General features: G+C 77.0%; 18 protein-coding genes. 15 read left to right on the forward strand and 3 right to left on the reverse strand.

Annotated elements, in window-relative coordinates:
- Nucleotides 1-113: 113 nt before the first annotated feature.
- Nucleotides 114-2,828 carry a DEAD/DEAH box helicase gene (locus tag K5O09_RS01585; protein ID WP_222171149.1) on the reverse strand — a complete coding sequence of 905 codons (2,715 nt, stop codon included), beginning with the start codon at nt 2,826-2,828 and terminating at the stop codon, nt 114-116.
- A gap of 102 nt (nt 2,829-2,930) precedes the next feature.
- Between K5O09_RS01585 and K5O09_RS01590 the strand changes: the two genes are divergently transcribed.
- The 3 genes from K5O09_RS01590 (at nt 2,931) to K5O09_RS01600 (ending at nt 5,958) form a co-directional block, all read left to right on the forward strand.
- Complete coding sequence (locus K5O09_RS01590) at nt 2,931-3,698, forward strand: LamB/YcsF family protein (RefSeq protein WP_222171150.1); 768 nt, start codon at nt 2,931-2,933, stop codon at nt 3,696-3,698.
- Nucleotides 3,699-3,753: 55 nt separating this feature from the next.
- Nucleotides 3,754-5,523, forward strand: a complete 1,770-nt coding sequence (locus K5O09_RS01595; RefSeq protein WP_255595978.1) for an urea amidolyase family protein — start codon at nt 3,754-3,756, stop codon at nt 5,521-5,523.
- Between the two features lie 84 nt (nt 5,524-5,607).
- On the forward strand, nt 5,608-5,958 hold the full coding sequence (locus tag K5O09_RS01600; RefSeq protein WP_222171151.1) for an STAS domain-containing protein: 351 nt from the start codon (nt 5,608-5,610) through the stop codon (nt 5,956-5,958).
- A gap of 31 nt (nt 5,959-5,989) precedes the next feature.
- Here the strand turns inward: K5O09_RS01600 and K5O09_RS01605 are convergent, their stop codons facing one another.
- Both K5O09_RS01605 and K5O09_RS01610 read right to left on the reverse strand, forming a co-directional pair.
- Nucleotides 5,990-7,189, reverse strand: coding sequence for a hypothetical protein (locus K5O09_RS01605; protein WP_222171152.1), 1,200 nt, complete (start codon nt 7,187-7,189; stop codon nt 5,990-5,992).
- Nucleotides 7,186-7,719 (reverse strand): sigma-70 family RNA polymerase sigma factor, encoded by a 534-nt coding sequence (locus tag K5O09_RS01610; RefSeq protein ID WP_222171153.1) that lies wholly within the window; start codon nt 7,717-7,719, stop codon nt 7,186-7,188. The genes K5O09_RS01605 and K5O09_RS01610 overlap by 4 nt, the downstream gene beginning before the upstream one ends.
- Nucleotides 7,720-7,905: 186 nt before the next feature.
- Between K5O09_RS01610 and K5O09_RS01615 the strand changes: the two genes are divergently transcribed.
- From K5O09_RS01615 to K5O09_RS01670, 12 genes are all read left to right on the forward strand, one after another.
- Nucleotides 7,906-10,203, forward strand: a complete 2,298-nt coding sequence (locus K5O09_RS01615) for a sodium-translocating pyrophosphatase (RefSeq protein ID WP_222171154.1) — start codon at nt 7,906-7,908, stop codon at nt 10,201-10,203.
- A gap of 70 nt (nt 10,204-10,273) precedes the next feature.
- Complete coding sequence (locus K5O09_RS01620) at nt 10,274-10,705, forward strand: hypothetical protein (protein ID WP_222171155.1); 432 nt, start codon at nt 10,274-10,276, stop codon at nt 10,703-10,705.
- The gene (locus K5O09_RS01625) at nt 10,705-11,358 is read left to right on the forward strand and encodes a histidine phosphatase family protein (RefSeq protein WP_255596276.1); all 654 of its coding nucleotides are present in this window, start codon (nt 10,705-10,707) and stop codon (nt 11,356-11,358) included. Before K5O09_RS01620 ends, K5O09_RS01625 begins: the two co-directional genes overlap by 1 nt.
- A 231-nt stretch (nt 11,359-11,589) precedes the next feature.
- The gene (locus K5O09_RS01630; protein WP_222171157.1) at nt 11,590-13,851 is read left to right on the forward strand and encodes an Ig-like domain-containing protein; all 2,262 of its coding nucleotides are present in this window, start codon (nt 11,590-11,592) and stop codon (nt 13,849-13,851) included.
- Between the two features lie 26 nt (nt 13,852-13,877).
- On the forward strand, nt 13,878-15,428 hold the full coding sequence (locus tag K5O09_RS01635) for a methyltransferase (RefSeq protein WP_222171158.1): 1,551 nt from the start codon (nt 13,878-13,880) through the stop codon (nt 15,426-15,428).
- A 161-nt stretch (nt 15,429-15,589) separates the two neighbouring features.
- The gene (locus K5O09_RS01640) at nt 15,590-16,879 is read left to right on the forward strand and encodes an efflux RND transporter periplasmic adaptor subunit (protein WP_255595979.1); all 1,290 of its coding nucleotides are present in this window, start codon (nt 15,590-15,592) and stop codon (nt 16,877-16,879) included.
- A complete protein-coding gene (locus tag K5O09_RS01645) occupies nt 16,872-17,609 on the forward strand; it encodes an ABC transporter ATP-binding protein (RefSeq protein ID WP_222172517.1) in 738 nt (245 codons plus the stop codon). The genes K5O09_RS01640 and K5O09_RS01645 overlap by 8 nt, the downstream gene beginning before the upstream one ends.
- Nucleotides 17,606-18,838 carry an ABC transporter permease gene (locus K5O09_RS01650; RefSeq protein ID WP_222171159.1) on the forward strand — a complete coding sequence of 411 codons (1,233 nt, stop codon included), beginning with the start codon at nt 17,606-17,608 and terminating at the stop codon, nt 18,836-18,838. Before K5O09_RS01645 ends, K5O09_RS01650 begins: the two co-directional genes overlap by 4 nt.
- A gap of 26 nt (nt 18,839-18,864) precedes the next feature.
- Entirely contained in the window at nt 18,865-19,815 is a 951-nt protein-coding gene (locus K5O09_RS01655; protein WP_222171160.1) for a hypothetical protein, read from the forward strand.
- Nucleotides 19,808-21,949, forward strand: a complete 2,142-nt coding sequence (locus K5O09_RS01660) for a biotin/lipoyl-binding protein (RefSeq protein ID WP_222171161.1) — start codon at nt 19,808-19,810, stop codon at nt 21,947-21,949. The genes K5O09_RS01655 and K5O09_RS01660 overlap by 8 nt, the downstream gene beginning before the upstream one ends.
- A 152-nt stretch (nt 21,950-22,101) precedes the next feature.
- On the forward strand, nt 22,102-22,950 hold the full coding sequence (gene proC, locus K5O09_RS01665) for a pyrroline-5-carboxylate reductase (protein WP_222171162.1): 849 nt from the start codon (nt 22,102-22,104) through the stop codon (nt 22,948-22,950).
- Nucleotides 22,951-22,990: 40 nt separating this feature from the next.
- A complete protein-coding gene (locus K5O09_RS01670; RefSeq protein WP_222171163.1) occupies nt 22,991-23,989 on the forward strand; it encodes a LacI family DNA-binding transcriptional regulator in 999 nt (332 codons plus the stop codon).
- Nucleotides 23,990-24,100: the final 111 nt, after the last annotated feature.

Consider the following 24,100-nt stretch of genomic DNA (forward strand, 5'->3'; position numbering starts at 1 on the left):
CGGGGCCGATGTTCGACATCTACCGGGTCGGGCCGGGGCAGGAGCCCGATCCCTCCCGGTGGGTCACCGAGGTGTGCCAGCCGGTGCGTGACCGCTGACGGGGCCGGCCGCGGTCAGTCCGCCGGCGCGTGCGCCAGCACGGCGTCGAGCAGTCGGACGGCCGCGGCCTTCTCCAGCGGGTTGTTGCCGTTCCCGCACTTCGGGGACTGCACGCACGCCGGGCAGCCGCTGCGGCACGGGCACGTGGCGATCGCCTCGCGCGTCGCGCGCAGCCACGTCGCGCCCAGGGCGTAGCCGCGCTCCGCGAACCCGGCGCCCCCGGGGTACGCGTCGTGGACGAACACCGTGGCCTGCTCCGTGTCGGCGTGCAGGGCGGTCGACACCCCACCGAGGTCCCAGCGGTCGCAGGTGGCGAGCAGCGGGAGCAGGCCGATCGACGCGTGCTCGGCGGCGTGCAGGGCACCGGGCGCCGTCTCGACGGTGATGCCGGCCTGCTCGAGGACCTCGACCGGCGCCGTCCACCACACGGCGGTGGTCGGCAGCGTCCGGGCGGGCAGGTCCAGCGTCTCCGAGCCCAGCACCTCCATGCCGGGGATCCGCTTGCGCTGGAAGCCCAGCACCTGGGTGGTGACGTCGACCGCGCCGAGACCCCACGTCACCGGCCCCCAACGCCGCTCCGCGGTGGTCGACCGGATCTCGGTGCTCGTGACCCACCGGGCCCACGTCCCGAAGTCGACGTCCCGTCGGTCGACGAGGGCCACGCCGTCGTCGAGGTGCAGCTCCGCGACGACGTAGGTCGCGCCCTGGTGGACGTACACGGCTCCCTCGTGGACCGTCGAGTCCGCCGCCGCCGCGTCGACCGTCCCGAGCAGCCGGCCGGTCACCGACTCGACGACGCGGACGGGGTCACCGCCGGTGCCCCGCAGGTCGGTCAGGCGGGACGCCTGCTCGGCGTGCGTCCAGTACCAGCCGGACGGTCGGCGGCGCAGCGCCCCGCGGGCCACCAGCACGTCGAGCAGCTCGCGGGTCGCCGGTCCGAACAGGTCGAGCTCCTCCGCCCGGATCGGCGTCTCCGCCGCCGCAGCACACAGGTGGGGCGCGAGCACGTAGGGGTTCGCCGGGTCGAACACCGTGGCCTCGACGGGGGCGTCCAGCGCCGCCTCGGGGTGGTGCACGAGGAACGTGTCGAGCGGGTCCTCGCGGGCCACCAGGACGACCAGCCCGTCGGCGCCCGCACGCCCGGCACGCCCGGCCTGCTGCCACAGGGACACGCGCGTGCCCGGCCACCCCGCGATGACGACCGCGTCCAGACCGGAGATGTCGACGCCGAGCTCCAGGGCGTTCGTCGTCGCGAGAGCGCGCAGCCGACCGGTCCGGATCGCCTCCTCCAGCTCCCGACGCTCCTCGGGCAGGTAGCCCCCGCGGTACGCCGCGACGGCCCCCGCGAGGCCGGGGTCGACGTCCCGGAGGTGCTCGCGCGTGACCGCTGCGACGGACTCGGCGGCCCGTCGCGACCGGGTGAACGCGAGCGTGCGGGCTCCGGCGGCGGTGAGGTCGGCGAGCAGGTCGGCGACCTCCGCGGTGGCGGAGCGGCGCGGCCGCTCGGGGTCCTCCGCGACGAGGTCCTCCCCGGTGCCGAGGGGTCCCGAGCCCTCCGGCGCGGGCCCGACCGAGCCGGCGTCCGGACCAGGGGCCGGGGCGGTGCCGCGCGCGTCCCCGCCGCGCACCGCCCGGTCCGCCGCCCGCGCGCCGGTGCGAGGACCGCCGCCGGCGTCCCCGTCGTCGTGGTCCGGGGTGCTGCTCGCGCCGGCCCGGTCCTCGACGCCGCCGGGCCGCGGGGGTCCGGGCACTCCCGCGCGCACGTCACCGGCGGCCCCGCCTCCGTCCCGGTCGACGTCGACGGGCGGCTCGTCGAGGGGCAGCGCCCACGGGTCGTCCTCGGGCAGGAGCCCGCTCCACGGCCCCTCGGCCGGCGGCACCTCGGCGGGCTGCCACAGGGCGACGGTCTTGCGCCCCGCGGGGGAGGCGTCGTCCGCGACGGACACGACCTCCTCGGCGGGCACGCCGATGAGCCGCCCGGCGCTCGCGGCAGGTTCGGCAGTCGTGGCGGACGCGAGCAGGAAGACCGGCTCGGCCCCGTAGACCGCCGCGACCCGACGCAGGCGCCGCAGGACGGCCGCGACGTGGGCCCCGAACACCCCGCGGAAGGCGTGGCACTCGTCGAGCACGACGTACCGCAGCGACCCGAGCAGCCGGGCCCACCGCCGGTGCTGGGGCAGCAGGGCGAAGTGCAGGAAGTCCGGGTTGCTGAGCACGACGTCCGCGTGGTCCTGGACCCAGCGGCGCTCCTCGAGGGCGGTGTCGCCGTCACAGGTCGACACCCGCACGTCCCGCAGGCGCGCCGCGTCCAGCAGCCGGTCGAGCGCGTGCCGCTGGTCGGCCGCGAGGGCCTTCGTCGGGCAGAGGTACAGCACGGAGCCGCGGCGGGTGACGGACTCGATGCGCCCCGGGTCGAGGCTGCGGGCGGCCGCCTGGGCGCGGACGGCGGACAGCGACGGCAGCCAGAACGCGAGCGACTTGCCCGACCCGGTGGACGTGGACAGCACGGTGTGCCGCCCGGACCAGGCCGCCTCGGCCGCCTCCGCCTGGTGCACCCACGGCCGGGCCACGCCGAGCGCCCGGTAGCCGGCCACCAGGTCCGGGTCGGCCCAGTCCGGCCACGCGGCGGTGCGGCCCTCGCGCGCGGGCAGGTGGCGGACGTGCGTGAGACGGTCCGTCCGCCGGCCTCCGGCGAGCAGCACGTCGAGCAGCCCGCCGGTGTCCGTCACGCCTCCATCCTCGCCCTTCCACCGCCCGGACGCGTCCACGCGCTGGGGCCGGGCGACCGGGATGCCGGGTCGCCCGGGTGGGCCGCGCGGCAGGATGGGTCCGTGCACATCGACCTCAACTGCGACCTGGGCGAAGGGCTCGGGGTCTGGACGCTCGGCGAGCCGGGGACGGACGACCTGCTCCTCGAGGTCGTCACGAGCGCGAACGTCGCGTGCGGGTTCCACGCCGGCGACCCGGCCATCATGGCCGCGCGCTGCTCGACGGCGGCGTCGCGGGGCGTCGCGGTCGGCGCGCACGTGGGCTACCGCGACCTCGTGGGCTTCGGCCGACGGCCGCTCGACGTCCCGCCGGACGTCCTGCTGCAGGAGGTCGCGTACCAGGTCGGTGCCCTGCAGGCCGTCGCCCGGACCGTCGGTGCGCGGGTCGGGTACGTGAAGCCGCACGGTGCGCTGTACAACCGCGTCGTCGGCGACGACGTGCAGGCGCTCGCGGTCGCGGCGGCGGTGGCGCAGGTCGACCCGGGGCTGGCCGTCGTGGGGCTGCCCGGGTCGGCGGTGCTGGTGCGGGCGCGCGAGCTGGGGCTGCGGACGGTCGAGGAGGCCTTCGTCGACCGCGGCTACCGGGCGGACGGGACGCTCGTGCCGCGCGGGCGGCCGGGGGCGCTGGTGACCGACCCGCAGGAGGCCGCCGCCCGGGCGGTGCGGATGGTCCGGGAGCGACGGGTCGCGAGCGTCGACGGCGGGGACGTCGAGGTCACGGCCGCGTCGCTGTGCGTGCACTCGGACACCCCGGGCGCGGTCGCGGTCGCGCGGGCGGTGCGCGCGGCCCTGGAGGCGGCGGGGGTCGAGCTGCGGCCGGTTGCGCCGTGAGGCACGGCAGGCGTCGGGGCCGGGACGGGTCCGCGCTCCCGCGGCGGAGGACGTGGTGACCGGGACGCCGAGCCCGGCGGGGGACCCGGCGCGCGCCGGCGGCGGCGCGGTGCCCGGGGCAGCAGCGGTACCCGGCGAGGGAGCCGTCCGCGTCACGCGGTACGGGCCGGACGCGCTGCTCGTCGACCTGGCGGGCGCCGGTCAGGTCCGGGCGCTCGACGACGCGTTGCGGTCCGCGCCGCCCGCGGGGGTGGTGGACGTGGTCCCCGCAGCGCGGACGGTGCTGGTCCGGTTCGGGTCGTCGTCCGCGGCGGACGCGGCGGTCGACGCCGTGGCGGAGGCTGCGCGGGCCGCGTCGCGGGCGACCGGGGGACCCGGGCCGGCTGGCCGGCAGCCCGCGGAGGAGGTGGAGCTGCCGGTGCGGTACGACGGTCCCGACCTCGCCGAGGTCGCGCGGCTGACCGGCCTGGCCCCCGAGGAGGTCGTGCGCCGGCACGCCGCGTCGACGTACACCGTGGCGTTCGGCGGCTTCATGCCCGGCTTCGCGTACCTCACGGGCCTCGATCCCGCCCTGCACGTCCCGCGCCGCGCGACCCCGCGCGAGCGGGTCCCGGCCGGTGCGGTGGCCGTCGCCGGCGAGTACGCGGCCGTCTACCCGGCGGCCACCCCGGGCGGCTGGCGGCTGCTCGGCACCTGCGACGTGCCGCTCTTCGACGTGGACCGCGACCCGCCCGCGCTGCTGCGACCGGGCACGCGCGTGCGGTTCGTCCCCTCCGACGCCGCCCCGCCCGACGACGCCGCCGCCACCCCGGGCCGCGTCGTCGCCCCCCGCGCCGGCGGGAACGTCGCCCCCGTCCGGCCCCCGGCCGCCTCGCCCGTCGACGACGCGTCGCCCACCACCCCCGCCGCATCCCCCACCCCCGCCACCCCCCGCCCACCCGCCCCGGCCGCCGTCGAGGTCCTCGCCACCGGCCCGCTCGCCCTCGTCGAGGACGCCGGCCGCCAGGGCCTCGCGGCGGTGGGCGTCGGCCGCTCGGGCGCCGCGGACGCCGGGGCCAGGCGGCTCGCGAACCGCCTGGTCGGCAACCGCGCGGACGCGGCGGTGCTGGAGGTGCTGCTGGGCGGCCTCGAGCTCGCGTTCCCGGCCGGCGGCGTGGTCGCGCTCGCGGGCGCGGAGGTGCCGGCGACGCTCGACGGTGTGCCGGTCGCCCCGCACACCGCGACGCGCGTCCCGGCGGGCGCGGTGCTGCGCACGGGGTCGGCCACGCACGGTCTGCGGCTCACGGTCGCGGTGCGCGGGGGTGTCGACGTCGCGCCGGTGCTGGGCTCCCGCGCGGCGGACCGGCTGGCCGGCATCGGGCCCGCACCGCTGCGGCCGGGCGACGTGCTGGCGGTGGGCTCCGCGGTCGGGGCCGCCGCGCAGCCGTGGCCGGACCCGCCACGCGCGTGGCCGTCGGCGTCGTCGCCCGCCGTGCTCCGCGTGCTGGCCGGGCCGCGGGCCGACTGGTTCCCGGCGGGCGCGCTCGACGCCCTGGTGGCGGCGGCGTGGACGGTGGCCCCGGCGAGCGACCGGGTCGCCGTGCGGCTCGCTGGTCCGGCACTGCCGCGCCTGGACCGCGGCGAGCTCCCGTCCGAGGGGCTCGTGGCGGGCGCGGTGCAGGTGCCGCCCGACGGGTTGCCGGTCGTGTTCGGGCCCGACCACCCGGTGACCGGCGGCTACCCGGTGCTCGCGGTGCTCGACGCCCCGTCCCGCGACGTCGCGGCGCAGCTCCGTCCCGGCGACGCCGTCCGGTTCGCCCCGGTCCCGGGCGGGACGGGTCGGTGACGGCCCCGGACACGCCTGCGGAGGGACGCCCCGCCCGGTGAGCGGCGTCTGTTTGAATGGCGACGACAGCCGAGGGGAGTCCTAGTGGACGTGAGCGTGGCCAGCAGGACCGTCGACGGCCGCACGGTCGTCGACGTCACGGGTGAGATCGACGTGTACACCGCTCCTGCGTTGCGGGAACGGCTGACGTCCCTCGTGGACGCGGGGCACACCGACCTCGTCGTGAACCTCACCGGGGTGCGGTTCATGGACTCCACCGGGCTCGGCCTGCTCGTGGGCGTGCTCAAGCGGGTGCGCGGGCTCGACGGCCGCCTGCAGCTGGTCATCGACTCGGAGCGGCTGCTCAAGGTCTTCCGCATCACGGCCCTGACGCAGGTGTTCACGATCCGCGAGACCGTGGCCGAGGCGCTCGCGGACGCACCCGCGTCGGACTGACGCACCGGCACCGCCCCGCGGACGGCACGGCTCACGGGACGTACTGCCCGACGAGCTGGGCGACAACGCCGTCCCGGACGTCGAGCCAGAAGTAGCGCATCGTCATGCCCGGAGACCCCTCGACCACGCTGGAGGAGTGGCAGCCGCCGCTGGGCTCGGGCGTCGTCAGGTCCTCGAGCGTCCGGCGGGGCTGCCGGAGCCCCTCGCTGTCGACGCAGAATCCGGTGATCGGGGCGTCCGGAGCGAGGGCCAGGGTCCGCAGGCGTGTCACGTCGTTCACCACGATGTACCCGCTGACGGCCCTCCCGCCGAGCTCGGCGGCGGCCTCCGGCTCGTTGACCCGGAGCCACTCGTCGGCGGCGTCGCCGCCGTAGAACACCACGATGTCGGCGGTGATCGTCCGCGCCTGCGGGTCCACGGCGACGACGTCCGCCAGGTAGTCCCCGTCCGCGAGGTCGTCGCCGGACACCGGGATGTCGGAGACGATGCTGGTGACGCCGTCCCAGCGGGGCACGTCGGGATCGGCGAGCGGCCGTCCGCCACCCGCGCCGTCGGCGCCGTCCGCCGGTGCCGTGCCCTGGCCCTGGTCGGTGCCGCCGGGGTCGGGCCCCTCCTCCGGGGCGGTGAGGGTGAGGGGGACCGCGTCCGCCACGACCGGCCCCTCCTGCGTGAGGACCACCGCGGTCAGCGTGAGCTCGTCCGGGAGCTCGCCGCACGGCTCCGGGGCGGCGTCGACCCGCAGCTCCGGCGTGGTCGAGGTGTCCTCCCAGTCGGGGGTCGCGACGTCGGCGAAGGCGACCACGCGGCCGTCGTCGACGAGCACGACCCGCACCGGGTCCGCGTCGTCGGCGACTCCGCCGGTGTCGGTCACGACGACCGGCACCGCACCGCCTCGGGTGACCTCCGGCGGTGCGGTCACGGTGAGGGCGCCGCGGAGCCGCGGCAACGTGTCCCCGCAGCCGGGCAGCGTGCCGGACGCCGACGCCGACGCCGACGGCGTCGGTGCCGGGCCCGTGACGGCGGGCTGCGGGTCGGGCGCCACCCACCCGATCGCGGACCCCGCGAGCGCGAGACCCCCGACGACGGCGATGGCGAGCGTCCCGCCGACGGTCCGGCGCACGACTCGACGACGCCGCCGGCGCTGCACCAGACCCGAGGCCGGTCCGAGGTCGGCGAGGGCGCCCGCCTCGTCGGCGATCTCCTCCAGGGCACGGCCGAGGTCCAGGTTCACAGCGAGCTCCTCTCCGTGTCGCGCCCGGCGTGGCCGTGCACGGGCCCGAGGACGTCCTCGAGCCGTCGGGTCCCGGTCGACAGGTAGCGCTTCACCGCGCCGGTGCTGACGCCGAGGACGTCGGCGATGTCCGCGAGCGGCAGGTCGTCGTAGTAGCGCAGCACCACGCACGCCCGTTCCCGGCGCGGGAGCGTGGCGAGAGCGGCCCGCACGTCGAGCTGGGCCGTCACCCGGTCCGCCGTGTCCGGGACGGGCAGCAGGGAGTCGTGGCCGAGCCGCGGGACGGCGTCGCGCCACCGGCGCAGGCGGCGGTGGCCGTCGACGAACGTCGTGAGGACCGCGCGGCGGACGTACGCCTCCGCCGACGCGATGTCCAGGCCGGAGCGGGCGCGCAGGACCGTCTTCACCAGCGCGTCCTGGACCAGGTCCTCGGCGTCCTTCACGGATCCCGTCAGGAGGTAGGCGTAGCCGACCAGCGCCCGCCCGCGGTCGCGGACGAGCGCCTCGACCACCTCGTCCTCGTGTGCCACTGCGCCCCCTCCGGGCTCGTGCCGGTTGTTCGCAGCCTCGACGACCGGGACCCGCTGGAGGTTGTACCCGCTCCTCCGGACGCGCGTCGGAGTTTCGTGGCTACAGTGGCGTCCTCCACGCGGCAACGGGGCGGCGTGAGGTCGGGGGCGGCCGGGCGAGGCCGTGCCCGTGTCCGAGGAGGATGCATGGTCGATCTCGGTCCGGCGAGTCTCGTGGTGGTCTCCGTCATCGCCGCTGTCGCGGTCGCGGCGCTGGTCGTGGCGGTGGTGCTCCGACGTCAGGTGCTCGCGGCGGACGAGGGGTCCGCGGCCATGCGGTCCATCGCGGCGGCGGTGCAGGAGGGCGCGGCGGCGTACCTGTCGCGGCAGCTCCGGACGCTGGTGCTGTTCGCGGTGGTGGTGTTCGCGCTGCTGTTCCTGCTGCCGGGTGACGCGGGGGTGAAGATCGGCCGGTCGGTGTTCTTCCTGGTCGGCGCGGGTTTCTCGGCCTCGATCGGCTACCTGGGCATGTGGTTGGCGACGCGCGCCAACGTGCGCGTCGCCGCTGCGGCGTCGCTGCCCGGGGGTCGCGCGGAGGGCGCCCGGATCGCACTGCGCACCGGCGGCGTCGTCGGCATGTCGGTGGTGGGCCTGGGCCTGCTCGGCGCGGCGGTCGTGGTGCTGCTGTACCGCGGCGACGCGCCGGCGGTGCTCGAGGGCTTCGGGTTCGGCGCCGCGCTGCTCGCGATGTTCATGCGGGTCGGCGGCGGCATCTTCACCAAGGCGGCGGACGTGGGCGCCGACCTCGTCGGCAAGGTCGAGCAGGGCATCCCCGAGGACGACCCGCGCAACGCCGCGACGATCGCGGACAACGTGGGCGACAACGTCGGGGACTGCGCGGGCATGGCGGCGGACCTGTTCGAGTCGTACGCGGTGACGCTGGTCGCGGCGCTGATCCTCGGCCGGGCGGCGTTCGGCGAGGAGGGCCTGGTGTTCCCGCTGATCGTCACCGCGATCGGGGCGCTGGTCGCGGCGCTGGGCGTGCTCGTGACCCGGGTACGCGGCGACGAGAGCGGGCTGACGGCCATCAACCGCGGGTTCGCCGTCGCGGCGGTCGCCGGGGCGGTGCTCGCCGCGGTGGCGGCGTTCGCGTACCTGCCGTCGTCGTTCGCGGCGCTCGGGGGCACCGCCGGCCTCGGTGACCACGGCGGCGACCCGCGGCTGGTCGCGGCCGGCGCGGTGGCGGTCGGCGTCGTGCTGGCGGGCCTGATCCTGTGGGTGACCGGCTACTTCACGGGGACGACGTCCAAGCCGACCATCCACGTGGCGCGGACGTCCCAGACGGGCGCGGCGACGGTCGTGCTGTCGGGCATCGGGGTGGGCTTCGAGTCGGCGGTGTACACCGCGGGCATCATCGCCGCGGCGATCTGCGGGGTGTTCCTGATGGCCGGGGGGTCCATCGCGCTCGCGCTGTTCCTGGTCGCGCTCGCCGGCTGCGGGCTGCTGACGACGGTCGGCGTGATCGTCGCGATGGACACGTTCGGGCCGGTGAGCGACAACGCCCAGGGCATCGCGGAGATGTCCGGGGACGTCACGGAGGAGGGCGCGCAGATCCTCACGGACCTCGACGCCGTGGGGAACACCACGAAGGCCGTGACCAAGGGCATCGCGATCGCGACGGCCGTGCTCGCGGCGACCGCGCTGTTCGGCTCGTACGCCGACGCGGTGGCGGTGGCGGTCGCGGACCTGCGGCTGACGGAGGTGCCGGGCGACATCGTCCTGGCGATGACGGACTACCAGGTGATCAGCCCCGTGACGCTGGTCGGCGTCATCCTGGGCGGAGCGACGGTCTTCCTGTTCTCCGGCCTGGCCATCGACGCGGTGACCCGGGCGGCCGGCGCCATCGTGCTCGAGGTGCGCCGCCAGTTCCGCGAGCACCCCGGGATCATGACGGGCGACGAGCGCCCCGAGTACGGCAAGGTCGTCGACATCTGCACCCGGGACTCCCTGCGCGAGCTCGCGACACCCGGCCTCCTCGCGGCGTCCGCCCCGGTCGCGGTCGGGTTCGGGCTCGGCATCGGGCCGCTCGCGGGGTTCCTCGCGGGCGCGATCGGCTCCGGCGTGCTCATGGCGGTCTTCCTCGCGAACTCGGGCGGCACCTGGGACAACGCGAAGAAGCTCGTCGAGGACGGCCGCTACGGCGGCAAGGGCTCCGCGGCGCACGCCGCCGTCGTCATCGGCGACACCGTCGGCGACCCGTTCAAGGACACGGCGGGGCCGGCGATCAACCCGCTGATCAAGGTGATGAACCTCGTCGCGCTGCTGGTCGCCCCGGCGGTGGTCGCGGTGTCGGTCGGGGACGACGCGAACCCCGTGCTCCGGCTCACCATCGCGGTGCTGGCGGCGTGCGTCGCGTTCGGCGCCGTCATCGCGTCGCGGCTCCGGGCAGCCCGGGTGGACGAGGAGGCGCGCCTGGAGCGGGAGGTCGGGCTGCCGGCGTCGTGAGGAGGCGGCGGACGCGACGGTCGTGCTCTCCCGCCTCGACCGGCTGGCGCCCGTCGGGCAGGCTGTCGGCATGACCCGGACCCGCCGCACCGGCCCCCGCCTGCCCCGCACCGCCGCTCTGCTCGTGCTGCTCCCGCTGTCCGTGGCCGCCTGCTCGGGCGGCGACGACGCGGAGCGGTTCTGCTCGGAGGCGGAGGACGCCCTCGCCGGCATCGACGCCTCGGGCGCGCTCGGCGACGACCCGCAGGCGTTCGCCGACGCCATCGCGCAGCAGCGCGAGGGCTTCGAGTCCATCGACCCGCCGTCGGAGATCGCCGACGACTGGGAGACGTTCGCGACGGCGTTCGCGCAGCTGGACGACGCGCTGCAGTCCGTCGACACCACCGACCAGGCAGCCCTGGACCAGGCCCTCACGGAGTTCTCCGGCTCGGCGGACACCGACGGCCTCGCGGACGCGTCCGACCGCATCGGCAGCTACCTGGCCGAGAACTGCGAGGCGTGATGCGGCTGCACCTCGTCCGCCACGGTCAGACCGGGTCGAACCTGCGGCACGCGCTCGACACCGGAGCGCCCGGCGCGGCGCTCACCCCGGAGGGCGAGCGGCAGGCCCGCGCCGTCGGGCAGGTGCTCGCGACGGAGCGGCTCGACGCCGTCTACGCCTCGCACCTGGACCGGGCCCGGGCGACGGCGGCGGAGGTCGCCCGCCCCCACGGCCTGGGCGTGACCGTCCGGGAGGGGCTGCGGGAGGTGCTCGCCGGTGACCTGGAGATGCGGACGGACGCCGACGCGGTGGAGCGGTACCTCGGCACGATGCTCGCGTGGGCGGGCGGCGACCTCGACGCCCGGATGCCCGGCGGGGAGACGGGGCGCGACACGCTCGAGCGGTTCGACGCGGTCGTCGAGGAGATGCTCGCGACCGGGGCGGGCACGGTCGCGGCGGTCAGCCACGGCGCGGTGATCCGGCTGTGGTCGATCACGCGGGCCGCCAACCTCCACACCCGGTCGGCCGTGGTGCAGGTGCTCGACAACACCGGCGTCGTGACGCTCGAGACCGGCGGGCCGAGCGGCTGGTACGCGACGCGGTGGCAGGACGAGAGCGTGCCGCACGACGCCCCGGCGGGCGACGGCCCGGGCGGCGAGCCGCTGCCGGTCTGACGCCGTCGGGGCGCCGTCACGCTGCACACTACTGAGTAGCGGCCACTCAGGTCGGCCCGGCGACCACCCCATTCGGCTCCTCGTCGCGCAGTGGCGCCGGGGCCGGACGCGGTGGGGACCACTCAGCGGCGCGGGAGGTACCACCGGCCGCGGGGACGCTGGAGGCGTCCGTCGAGCCCGTCGAACCCGGTGCGTCGCCGCGCGGACCGGCGTGCTCCGTAGGACCCTCCCGTGCCTCTCTCCCGTGTGCTCGCCGGCACCGTCGCGACCCTGGTCCTCCTGCCCGCGGGCGTGCTGCTCGCGCCGGCGGCCGTCGCCGCCCCGCCCTCGCTCGAGGAGACCCGGACGTTCTCCGTCCCCGACCCCCGTGCCACGGGGTACGCCCTCGACCTCGACGACGACCTCGCCGTGTACACCGGGCGCTACGACTCGCGCGGCGCCGCCGGGACGGGCCTGGTCCAGGTCGCGCGCCGGACCGGCCCCGCCGCCACCGACTGGACCACCACCGACCTGCCCGTCCCCGCCGACGTGCGGGGCTACGGGGTCTCCGTCGCCGTCGACGCCGACGCGGGGCGGGTCGTCGTCGGGGCGATCGCCTCGCAGCACGTGGTGGTCTACGCGCGGACCGGCCCGGACACCTGGGAGGTCGACCGTGTCCTCCAGGCGCCCGCGGACCCCCGGGTGGGCACGGTCCGCACCTTCGGGGAGACCGTCGCGCTCGACGACGGCACGCTGGTGGTCGGTGCGCCGAACTCGACGGTGGACGGCCAGGCGAACGCCGGTCTCGCGTACCTGTACGACCTGGACGCCGGCACGTCGCGCCCGCTGCTCCCGGCGCCGGGGCTCGTCGTCGGCGACTCGATCGCCGGGCAGGCCGTCGCCGTCGCGGACGGCCGGGTCGCCGTGGGTGCCCCCCAGCTGCGCCGGACGCTGGACTTCTACGGCGGGCAGTTCCGGGTCGGTGGGGTCTACCTGTGGGACACCGCCGCCCTCGACGCGGGGCCGTCGCTCACCTCGCAGCCCGTCGGCGAGCAGCTGCGCTCCGTGCCGCCCGGCAACGGCGGCGGGCCGGCGTTCGGATACGCCCTCGCCCTGGCGGGCGGGCGGCTCTACGTCGGCTCGCCGCTCGAGGTGAACTACACCGCCGAGGACCCTGCCGACCCCGTCGGGGGCTACAACGTCTCCTCGATCGACTCCGGCACCACGACGCAGGGCGCGGTGTACGTGTACGACCCGTCCGACGCCGCGGCCCCCGCCCAGGTGGGTGGCAAGCTGATGCCGCCGCCGCACTCGTACGGGTTCGGCTACCGCATCGACGCGACCGCGGACGTGCTGCTCGCCTCGGCCTCCAGCGCCGCGGACGGCCTGCGCGGCGAGGTGCACGTCCTGGACCCCGCGGCGGTGGACCCGGCGCTCCCGGACGACGGCGGCCTGCTGCGCCAGACCGTCGTCCCGGTGCAGACCCTGCGCGGTTCCGACATGGAGCCGGGTGCTCGCTTCGGCAGCAGCGACATCGGCGGCGGCGTGGCCGTCTCCGGGGGGAGCGCCGTCGTCGCTGCCTTCGCGACCGGGGCGACCGCCAGCGGCAAGGTCTACCTGTTCGACGCCGTCGTGCCCGAGCCCGTGGCCGTCGACGTCCCGGACGTCACGATCACGTACGGCCTGCCGGCGACCCTCACGGCGACCGTGACCGGGATGGTGCCCGCGGGGGCCTCGGTGTCGGTCGACGGCATCGCGCTCGGGGGCGTCAGCAGCACCGGCGGGACGGTCACGGCGGAGGTCGCGGCCGCCGCCTACGACGCGGGCGACCACGAGGTGTCGGTCGCCGTCCAGCGTGAGGCCGGCGGCGACGTCGTCGCGGCCGGTACGGCGTTGCTGCGGGTGCTGCCTGCCGCGACCACGACGACGATCGACGCCGGCCCGGCCCCGGTGCACCCGTCGGGCGTGGCCCTGCCCGTCACGGGCACTGTCGCGGGCGAGCACGGCACGGTGCCCGGCGGGTCCGTGGAGCTCGTCGCGGCCGGCGAGGTGGTCGGGACCGCCCCCCTGGAGGCGGACGGCACGTACGCGGCCGAGGTCCCGGCCTCCGCGGTCGTCCCCGGGCCCCTCGCCCTGGAGGCCCGGTACGCAGGGGACGGGAACCACCTGGCCTCGACCGGACCGGTGACCGTCACCGTGCTCGCCGCCGACCCGACGGACCCGGTCGATCCGACGGACCCCGTCGACCCGACGGACCCGGTCGACCCGGTCGACCCGACGGACCCGACCGACCCGACCGACCCGGTCGACCCGGTCGACCCGACCGATCCGACCGATCCGACGGATCCGACCGACCCGACGGTGCCTGCCGGCCCCGGGGAGGGCGCCGCACCGGGCGGCCCCGCCTCGGCCGTCCTCGCGGTGACAGGGCCCGCAGGCCTGGCGGCGCTGCTCGCGGCGGCAGCGCTGGCCATCGCGCTGGGCGTCGTCCTGGTCCGGCGGCGGCGCGCCTGACGACGGCGATCGGGGAGGATGGGTGGGTGCAGCCACCCACCTCCCCGGACGCCGCCCCCGCCGACCTGCTGGACGCCCTGCGCACCGACCTCGCGGCCGCGGGCTTCACTGTCGCGGGCGTCGCCGACCTGCTCGGCCCGGTGGCGTCGGCGGCGCTGCACCGGGAGGAGCCGGTGCCGGCGCTGCGGGTCACGGCTGCCTCCGGAGCGGACCCGCGGGCGACGCTCGTCCGCGCGATGGTGCTCGGCGTGCCCGTGCCTGCGTCCCGCCTCGCTGCGGCGCTGCCCGCCCTCGGCGTCGAGGGCGCGCAACGGCTCGGGCTCGTGACCGCCGCGGGTGCCGGCGCGGACGACGAGGTGCGGGCCCTGGTCGACCTGAGACCCTACGAGGCCGAGGACGGCGCGGGCGCCGTGGACTGGTGGATCGCGTCCGACCTGGGCGAGCTCGCCACCGGCGGCGCGCTGCGGACCGACCACGTGCTCGGCGTCGGGGGTGCCTCCACGACGCTGGCGCAGGTGACCGTGCGGGACCCGCGCGGGCGGACGCTCGACCTCGGGACCGGCTGCGGGATCCAGGCGCTGCACGCGTCGCGGCACTCGAGGTCGGTGGTCGGCACCGACGTCTCCTCCCGGGCGCTGGCTTTCGCGCGCTTCAACGCCGCGCTCGCGGGTCTCGAGGCGCTCGACCTGCGGCTCGGGTCGATGCTGGAGCCCGTCGCGGGAGAGCGCTTCGACCTGGTGGTGAGCAACCCGCCGTTCGTCATCACGCCGCGCGCGGCCGGCGACGTGCCCACGTACGAGTACCGCGACGCCGGCCGCACCGGGGACGCCGTCGTGGCGGACCTCGTGACCTCCGTCTGCGACGTGCTCGCCCCCGGCGGTGTCGCGCAGCTGCTCGGCAACTGGGAGGTGCGCCGGGGCGAACGCTGGGACGAGCGTGTCGGCGCCTGGCTCGACGCGTCCGGCCTGGACGGCTGGGTGGTGCAGCGCGAGCTGCAGGACCCGGCGCAGTACGCCGAGACGTGGATCCGTGACGGCGGGACGACCCCGGACCGGGACCCGGCGGCCTGGCGCACCCGGTACGGCGCGTGGCTCGACGACTTCGCCTCCCGCGACGTCGAGGCGATCGGGTTCGGCATCGTCGTGCTGCGCCGGCCGGCGTCGGACGGGCCGCTGCTGCGCCGGCTCGAGGAGGTCACCGGCACCGTGCGGCAGCCGCTCGGCCCGGCCATCGGCGCGAGCCTGGGCGCCCAGGAGGTGCTGCGCGGGCAGGACGACGCGGTGCTCGCGGCGTCCCGGCTGCGGGTGGCGCCGGACGTGACGGAGGAGCGGTACCTGCGGCCCGGCGACGTCGACCCGCAGGTGGTGCTGCTGCGGCAGGGTGGCGGCTTCGGCCGCACGGTCCGGGCGGGTACCGCGCTCGCCGGGTTCGTCGGCGCCTGCGACGGCGAGCTGACGGTCGGGCAGATCGTCGGTGCGCTCGCGGCCCTCCTCGGCGTGGATGCCGCGGGCGTCGCGGCCGAGGTGCTGCCCGCGGCCCGGGGGCTGCTCGCGGACGGGCTGCTGCTGACCGCCTGAGCGCCCCGGGCTGCACCCCGACACCCGGGCCCGCCCTCCTCCGGTCCGGCCGTGCGGACGGCGCCCGCCCCCGCCCACAGCGTCGCCACAGGTGGGTGCTACGACCGCTCCAGTCACCCTCCCTACGGTCCTGACCAGCCGCGATACCGCGCGGGACCGTCGTGAGGGAGAACATGCTGACGCTGTGGAGACGCACCCGCGCCTGGGTGCGGGTGCTGGGCGTGGTGCTGCTGGTCGGCGTCGCCGGGGCGGGCGGCTACCTGCTCGCCCTGCGGGAGCAGCCGGCGCAGGCCGCGGTCCCGGAGTCGACGACGACCGCGGTCGCCGCGAGCCTGTCGACCATCGAGCAGTCCGTCTCGGCGAGCGGCACGCTGACGCCGGCCGTGCAGGAGGACGTGGCGTTCGCCGTGAGCGGGACCGTGCAGTCGGTCGACGTCGAGGCGGGCGACACCGTCGCTGCGGGCCAGCAGCTCGCCACGGTCGACACCCTGCAGCTCGACGCGGCGCTGCTGTCGGCGAAGGCCGAGCTGGCGTCCGCGGCGGCGTCGCTCGCTGACGCCGAGGACGACGCGGACGGCTCGGACGCCTCCGACGCGCAGGTGGCCGCGCTCACCGCGCAGGTCGAGGTCGCGCAGGCGGCCGTGGACGCGGCGCAGGAGGACCTGGCCGGTGCGACGCTCACCGCACCCGTCGCCGGGTTGGTCACGACCGTGGACCTCGAGGTCGGGGACGTCGTGTCCGGTACCTCGGGGTCGAGCGGCTCCGGGGGCGCCGCGTCGAGCGGGTCGGCCGGCACCGGCGCGACCGGCGGGTCGTCCCAGGGGTCCACGGGGACCTCGAGCGGCACCTCCACCGCACCGTTCGTGATCGTCGGCACCGACGCCTGGCAGGTGTCCGTGTCGGTCGGGGAGTCCGACGTCGCGCTCGTCGAGGCGGGCGACCAGGTGGAGCTGACCGTCGACGACGTGGCGGACACCGTCTACGGCACGGTCGGGGAGGTCGGCCTCGTCCCGTCGAGCTCCTCGGGCGTCGCCGCGTACCCGGTGACGATCGACGTCACCGGCTCCCCGGAGGGCCTGCACGACGGCGCGTCCGCGGACGTCTCGATCATCTACGAGCGCCGCACCGACGTGCTGACCGTGCCTGCGGCGGCGGTGACCACCGTGGACGGCCGCTCCGTCGTCACGCAGGAGGGTGCGGACGGCGAGCAGGTCACCACGGAGGTCACCGTCGGTGAGACCTCCGGCACCGTGGTGGAGATCACCGACGGGCTGGCCGAGGGCGACGAGGTGCTGGTCACGGCCTTCTCGCCGCGCGCGGGCTCCGACTCCGACGACGAGCAGCAGGGCGGCGCGGGCGCCGGCGGCGGGATGCCGGACTTCTCCGGGGAGATGCCGGACTTCTCCGGGGGGTTCCCCGGCGGGCAGATGCCCGGTGGCAGCAATGGGTGAGGCCGTGCTGGAGAGCCCGGCGCCCGACGTCCCGCCGGACGAGGTGCCGGTCATCGAGCTCGCGGGCGCGCGCAAGACCTACCGCACCGGCAGCATCGAGTTCGAGGCGCTGCGGGGGGTCGACCTCGGCATCGCGGTCGGCGAGTACGTGGCGATCATGGGTCCGTCGGGCTCGGGCAAGTCCACCCTGATGAATGTCGTGGGCTGCCTGGACGTCCTCACCGCGGGGGCGTACCGGCTGGCGGGAGAGGACGTCGGCGACCTGGACGAGGAGGAGCTCGCGGAGGTCCGCAACCGGAGACTCGGGTTCGTGTTCCAGCAGTTCCACCTGCTGCCGTCCCTGCCGGCCTGGCGGAACGTCGAGCTGCCGCTGGTGTACGGCCGGGTGCCGGCCCCCGAGCGCCGTGACCGGGCGGTGGCCGCGCTCGAGCGGGTGGGGCTCGGGGACCGGCTCGAGAACCGCCCGGGCGAGCTCTCCGGCGGTCAGCAGCAGCGCGTCGCGGTCGCCCGCGCCCTCGTGGGGGAGCCGGCGCTGATCCTCGCGGACGAGCCGACGGGCAACCTCGACTCGGCGTCCACCGAGGACGTGCTCGCGCTGCTCGACGACCTGCACGCGCAGGGCCGCACGATCGTGCTCATCACGCACGAGCTCGAGGTGGCGCAGCACGCGCGGCGCATCGTCTTCGTGCGGGACGGCGTCATCCAGTCCGACGAGGTGAACCCACGATGACGTGGTCCGAGACCCTGCGCACCGGCTGGTCGGCGGTGCGCGGGCACAAGCTCCGCTCGCTGCTGACCGTGCTCGGCATCCTCATCGGCATCGCCGCGGTGATCCTCACCGTCGGCCTCGGCCTGGGCACCCAGAAGGACGTGAGCCAGCAGATCAGCGCCCTCGGCTCGAACCTGCTCATCGTGACGCCCGGGTCGTCGACGGACTCCGACGGGCTCCGCGGCGGGTTCGGCACCGGGGCCACGCTCACCCGCTCGGACGCCGAGGCCCTCGCGTCGTCGGTGAACGCCCCGGACATCGGGGCGGTGGCCCCGGAGAAGGAGTCGTCGCTGACGGTCGAGGCGAACGACACCAACTGGACCACCAGCGTCGTCGGGACGACGGTCGACTGGCCCGCCGTGCGCTCGCGGACCGTCGCCGCCGGGGAGTTCTTCACCGCGGAGGACGACGCCTCGGGCGCCGCGGTCGCGGTGGTCGGCGCGACGACGGCCACCGAGCTGTTCGGCACGACGGCCGTCGTGGGGCAGCAGCTCACGATCGCCGACACCCCGTTCACGATCGTCGGCGTGCTCGCCGAGGCCGGGTCGAGCACCGACAGCGACCTGGACGACGTCGTGGTGGTGCCGCTGACCACCGCGGCGGACACGGTCTCCGGCGGCCTGACGCGCAGCTCGCTGACCACGGTCTACGTGCAGGCGGCGTCGGCCGACCAGCTCTCGGCGGCGTACCAGGAGGCGCAGACGCTGCTGCTCAACCTGCACGGGATCACCGACGCGGACAGCGCCGACTTCAGCATCGACAGCCAGGACGCCCTGGTCAGCACCGCCACGTCCGTCTACCGGACGCTGACGGTCCTGCTCACCGGCATCGCGGCGCTGTCGCTGCTGGTCGGCGGGATCGGCGTCATGAACATCATGCTGGTGTCCGTCACCGAGCGGACCCGCGAGATCGGCCTGCGCAAGGCGCTCGGCGCCCCGCCGTGGGCGATCCGACGGCAGTTCCTCGTCGAGGCAGCGGTGCTCGGCCTGGCCGGGGGCCTGCTCGGCGCCGTGCTCGGAGTCGTCGCCGCGGCCGTGCTGCCGGGCGTGCTCGGCACGTCGGTCGTCGTGTCCGGCGCCGCCGTCGCCGGGTCCGTCGCCGTGGCCCTCGCGATCGGCCTCGTGTTCGGCGTCTACCCCGCCACCCGGGCCGCCCGGCTCGCCCCCATCGACGCGCTGCGGTCCGAGTGACCCCCGCCCGCACCCCGAGGAGAGACATGACCACCACCACGCGCACCCGCCGGCCGCGGCGACCCCGCGCCGGCAGGACCACCGTCGGCGCGATCGGCACCGTGGCGCTGCTGACCCTGGTCGGCGCCTGCTCGTCCGGCACCGCCGCGTCCGAGGCGGCTCCGGCCGCGACCTCGGGCACCGCCCAGGACCCCGCCGCCGGCGCGGGCACGGGCCGCGGGCCCGGCGGCGGCACCAGCGGCGAGATCGCCGCCGTGGCGGACGCGCTGATGCAGGTGCAGGGCGACGACGGGCAGACCGCGGTGACGTGGGACGACGGCACGTCGATCACGCAGACCGTCACGGCGTCGCTCGCGGACGTCACGGTCGGGTCGTGCGTCGTCGTGCTCGGCGCGGGCGACGACGCGGCGGCGACGAGCGTCGCCGTGAGCGCGGCGACCGACGACGGCTGCACCGGCGGGTCCGGCGGCTCCGACGGGTTCGCCGGCGGTCCGCGGGGGGACGGCGACGGGCCGTCGGACCTGCCGTCCGGTGCACCCGCGGACGGCGACCGGCCGGACGGGGCCCCGACCGGGATGCCGGACGGCGCCGACGGGATGGCGCCCGGCGGCGGGATGACCGCCGGGCTCGTCACCGAGGTGTCCGGCAGCGTGATCACCGTGGAGAGCGCCGGCGTCCCGGCGGGCGACGACGACGGCACGGCGGACGACGGCGACGCGACCACCACGACGGTCACCGTCGACGACGCGACGACCTACACGACGACCACCGCCGCCGACGCGTCCGCCATCGCCGTCGGGCTCTGCGTGGTCGCCCAGGGGGAGGCCGACGACTCCGGGCAGGTCGCCGCCACGAGCCTGACGCTGTCCGAGGCGGGCGACGAGGGCTGCACCAGCGGGTTCGGCGGCGGGTTCGGCGGCGGGATGCCGGGCCGGCCCGACGCCGGCACCGAGGACCAGGAGGCCGCCGGTGCGTGACAGCCTGCGCCGCATCAGGCCCCGGGTCCCGCGGCGGTGGCGGGACGCCGCGTCCGCGCGCCCCTCGCGCCCTTCGCGGCCCTCGCGCCGCTCCCGCCGGCACCGCCGCGTCGTCGTCGGCGGCATCGCGGGCGCGCTCGCCCTGCTGCTGGCGGGGGGTGGGGTGGCCTTCGCCCTGACCCGGACGTCCGGCCCGGGCTACCGGACCGCGACCGCGGAGCCCGGGACGGTGGACCAGACGGTCGACACCACCGGGACGGTGGCCGCTGCGACCCGCTCGGACCGGGCGTTCCCGGTCGCCGGGACCGTGGCGGACGTCGCCGTCGCGGTCGGCGACACCGTCACAGCGGGCCAGGTGCTGGCCTCGCTGGACCCGACCTCCCTGGAGGACGCCGTGACCGACGCCGAGCAGGTGCTCGCTGACGCCCAGCAGCAGCTGGAGGACGACATCGACTCGCAGACGTCGTCGTCGGCCTCGTCGTCGGGCAGCACCTCGGGCAGCACCTCGGCCGGCGCGTCGAGCGGCACCTCGTCTGACGGTGCCGCGGGCGCGGGCGGGGGCGCGGGCGCCGGCGACGCGACGACGGCCGGGTCGGGCACCACGTCCGCGTCCGGCGGGCAGGCTACGGACGGGTCCGCGGCCGGGGGCTCGGGTCAGGGCTCGTCGGGCGGCTCGGACCAGGGGGCCGCGGCGGCAGCCGTCGCCGCGGTGACCGCGGCACAGCGTGCGCTGCTCGCGCAGTACGACACGGCCCAGGGGCTGCTGGTCACCGCCTCGGACGCCGTGACCACGGCCCAGGACACCTGCCGGCCGTTCCTGGACCTCGACGGGACCACGGACGGAGGGGGCGAGGACACGAGCGGTGCCGACGGCTCCGACGGCTCGGCGGACGGCGGAGGGGACGAGGCGGGCGGGACCGAGGGGTCGGCAGGGGAGGACGGCGCGGGTGCGTCGCCGGACGACGGCACCACGTCGGACGGCACCGCCACGGACGCCGCGTCGACGGGGACCGCCGACGCGCAGGAGCAGCTCGTCGCGTGCCAGGACGCGACCGCGGCCGTGCTCGATGCGCAGACCGCCGTGGACGGGGCGCAGAGCGCGCTGCAGCAGCTCGCCGTCGACCTCGACGCGGCCGTCACCGACGCGCTCGCGGCCCTGTCCTCGGGCACCGACGGCTCCGGGGCGGACGGGACGGGCACCACGCCCGCCACGGAGACCGGTGAGCAGGAGCCCGGCTCACCGGCCGCCGCCGGTGCCGCCTCGGTCGCGTCGGCCTCCGGGGCGTCCACGGCCGGTGCCACGGGCTCCGGTGCGGCCGCGACGTCGGCCGGCGCCGCGGGCGGCGGCTCGGTCGCGAGCGCCGCCGACCTGCTGGCGGACCAGGCACGGATCGACGAGGCGGAGGCCGCCCTGGCGGTGGCGCAGAGCCGGCTCGCCCTGGTGGACCTCACCACGCCGGTCGCCGGCACGGTGGCGGCGGTGTCGATCGCGGCGGGTGACACGGTCGAGGCCGCGTCGACGTCGGCGGTCGTCACCGTCCTGGGCGACGACGGCTGGACGGTCTCGACCACGGTGCCGCTCAGCCAGGTCGACCTGCTCGAGGTGGGGCAGTCCGCGGACGTCTCCGTGGCGACCTCGGACGCGGACCTCACGGGGACGGTGACGGCGATCGGGGTGCTGAACGCCTCGACCTCGACGGCGGACCCGTCCTACACGGTGGACGTCGCCCTGGACGCGCAGGGGGCGGCCCTGTTCGACGGGTCGTCCGCGCAGGTGTCGATCGCGGTCGCGTCGTCGGCGGGCACGCTGACGGTGCCGTCCTCGGCGGTGCACCTCGACGGCACGACCGCGACGGTGCAGGTGCTGCGCGACGGCGTCGTGGCGGACGTCGAGGTGGAGCGCGGCGCGGTCGGCGACGAGCGCACGGAGATCGTCGACGGGCTGTCCGCGGGCGACGTGGTGGTGCTGGCGGACCTCGGCCTGGCCATGGAGTCCGGGGACGAGACGTCGGGCGCGGGCCTCACGGGGCTGTCCGGGTCGTCGAACGGCACCCAGGAGCAGGTCAGAGGCGGCATGATGGGTCCGGGTGGTGCAGCCGGCGGCGCCCAGGGGATGGCCCCGCCGGGCTCCTGAGCCGCTCCCACGGACGGCGTCCGGTCCGACCCGCCTCCCCCTGCGCCGGTCGGGCCGGGCGCCCTGCTTCCTGCCCGGAGCGCGAGCTCCGGACTAGGCTCGCCCACCGACGGCCGGTGCGCGCGGCCGCGTCCCCGGCACGAGGAGCGTCCATGTCCGACAGCACGGCTCGACCGCACGCGGCGGTCCTCGGCGGCGGCGTCATGGGCGAGGCCCTCGTCACCGCCCTCCTCGCGGCGGGCTGGACGGCGGACGACGTCGACGTCACGGAGCGCTCGGCGGCGCGGGCGACCGAGCTGTCGGGCCGCTACGGCGTGCGGGCGGCCGACCCGAACGCGAAGGCCGCCCGCCGGGCCGGTCTGGTGCTGGTGGCGGTCAAGCCGCAGGTGGTGGCGGAGGTGCTGGCCGAGATCGCGCCGTCGCTGCGTCCGGGGACCCTCGTGGTGTCCGTCGCGGCGGGCGTGCCGCTGGCGGTGTACGAGGACGCGCTGCCCGAGGGCACCCCGGTGGTGCGGGTCATGCCGAACACGCCGGCGCTGGTCGGCAAGGGGGCGAGCGCGATCGCCGCGGGGACGCACGCGACCGAGGAGCACCTGGCGCTGACGGAGACCGCGCTCGCGGCGACCGGCCTCGTGGTGCGGGTCGCGGAGAAGGACCTCGACGCGGTGACGGCGGTGTCCGGCTCCGGCCCGGCGTACGCCCTGTACCTGGTGGACGCCATGGCGGAGGCCGGCGTGCTGCTCGGGCTGACCCGCGAGCTCGCGACGCGGCTGGCGGTCGCGACCGTCGAGGGCGCCGGTGCGCTCGCGGCGTCCACGGGTGACCACCCGGTGGTGCTGCGCGAGCGCGTCTCGTCACCCGGCGGGACCACGGTGGCGGCGGTGGCGCAGCTCGACGCCCACGGCGTGCGGGCGGGCGTCGTCGCGGCGGCGCGTGCGGCGTACGACCGGTCCCGGGAGCTGGGCGCGGCCGCCCGCCCCGCCCCCGGCGCGGAGCGGTAGGCCCGCCGTGGCCGGCGTCCCGGCCCGCCGCCCGCCGGCGATGAGCGACGTCGCCGCACTCGCGGGCGTCTCGCACCAGACGGTGTCCCGGGTGCTCAACGAGCACCCGAGCGTCCGCCCGGAGACCCGCGAGCGGGTGCAGCGGGCGATCGCCGAGCTCGGGTACCGGCGCAACAGCGCGGCGCGGGCCCTGGTCACGCGTCGCTCGGGCGCCCTGGGGGTCGTCACGACGTCGTCGGCGCACCACGGCCCGACGAGCACGCTGCTCGGCCTGGAGAGCGCCGCCCGCGAGGTCGGCTACTACGTGAGCGTCGCGGCGATCGACCGGTTCGACGCCGGCACGCTGCGCGGGGCGCTCGAGCACTTCCTCGACCAGGGCGTCGAGGGCATCGCGATCATCGCGCCGCAGGTCGACGTGGCGGACGCGGTGGCGGAGGCCGCCGCCCCGGTGCCCGTGGTGACCGTGACGTCGGGGCCGCTGGTCGAGCCCGCCGCGGAGCACGCGCCCGTCGTCGCGGTGGGCGTCGACCAGCGGGACGGCGCCCGCTCCGCGACCCGTCACCTCGCGGAGCTCGGTCACCGGGAGGTCGTGCACCTCGCGGGGCCGCAGGACTGGTTCGACGCGCGCGAGCGCCTCGCGGGCTGGCGGGAGGCGTGCGCGGCGGCGGGTGTCGCGGCACCGGACCCGGTGGAGGTCGACTGGTCGGCGGAGTCGGGCTACCGCCAGGGGCTCCGGATGGTCGAGGAGGGTCTGCCGACGGCGGTGTTCGCGGCGAACGACCAGCTCGCGCTCGGTCTGCTGCGGGCGTTCTGGGAGCGGGGCCTGCGGGTGCCGCAGGACGTCTCGGTGGTGGGGTTCGACGACGAGGCGGGCGCGGCGTACTTCGTGCCGCCGCTGACGACCGTGCGGCAGGACTTCCCGGCGCTGGGTCGGTCGGCGATCGACGCCCTGGTGCGCGCGCTCGCCGACGAGGACGTGCCGCGCACTCTGCTCCCCGCCACGTTGGTGGTCCGCGCGAGCTCCGCCGCGCCGCGCTGACCGGCGTGGTTGGCCCGGCGGTGTGTGAGCGCTAACATCAATGCCGGTGACCGGCGCCGCGGACGGGTGAGCGCCGGCCGGGCACGCCACGCCCCGGGCAGAGCAGCCCGC

It is taken from the genome of Cellulomonas sp. C5510, from assembly GCF_019797765.1.
GTDB lineage: Bacteria > Actinomycetota > Actinomycetes > Actinomycetales > Cellulomonadaceae > Cellulomonas.

Bases quoted from the DNA above. Each gene is read 5' to 3' on its own strand.
- K5O09_RS01615 (WP_222171154.1), top strand. From the start codon at position 7,906: ATGGTCGATCTCGGTCCGGCGAGTCTCGTGGTGGTCTCCGTCATCGCC.
- K5O09_RS01620 (WP_222171155.1), top strand. From the start codon at position 10,274: ATGACCCGGACCCGCCGCACCGGCCCCCGCCTGCCCCGCACCGCCGCT.
- K5O09_RS01625 (WP_255596276.1), top strand. From the start codon at position 10,705: ATGCGGCTGCACCTCGTCCGCCACGGTCAGACCGGGTCGAACCTGCGG.
- K5O09_RS01645 (WP_222172517.1), top strand. From the start codon at position 16,872: ATGGGTGAGGCCGTGCTGGAGAGCCCGGCGCCCGACGTCCCGCCGGAC.
- K5O09_RS01650 (WP_222171159.1), top strand. From the start codon at position 17,606: ATGACGTGGTCCGAGACCCTGCGCACCGGCTGGTCGGCGGTGCGCGGG.
- K5O09_RS01655 (WP_222171160.1), top strand. From the start codon at position 18,865: ATGACCACCACCACGCGCACCCGCCGGCCGCGGCGACCCCGCGCCGGC.
- proC (WP_222171162.1), top strand. From the start codon at position 22,102: ATGTCCGACAGCACGGCTCGACCGCACGCGGCGGTCCTCGGCGGCGGC.
- K5O09_RS01670 (WP_222171163.1), top strand. From the start codon at position 22,991: ATGAGCGACGTCGCCGCACTCGCGGGCGTCTCGCACCAGACGGTGTCC.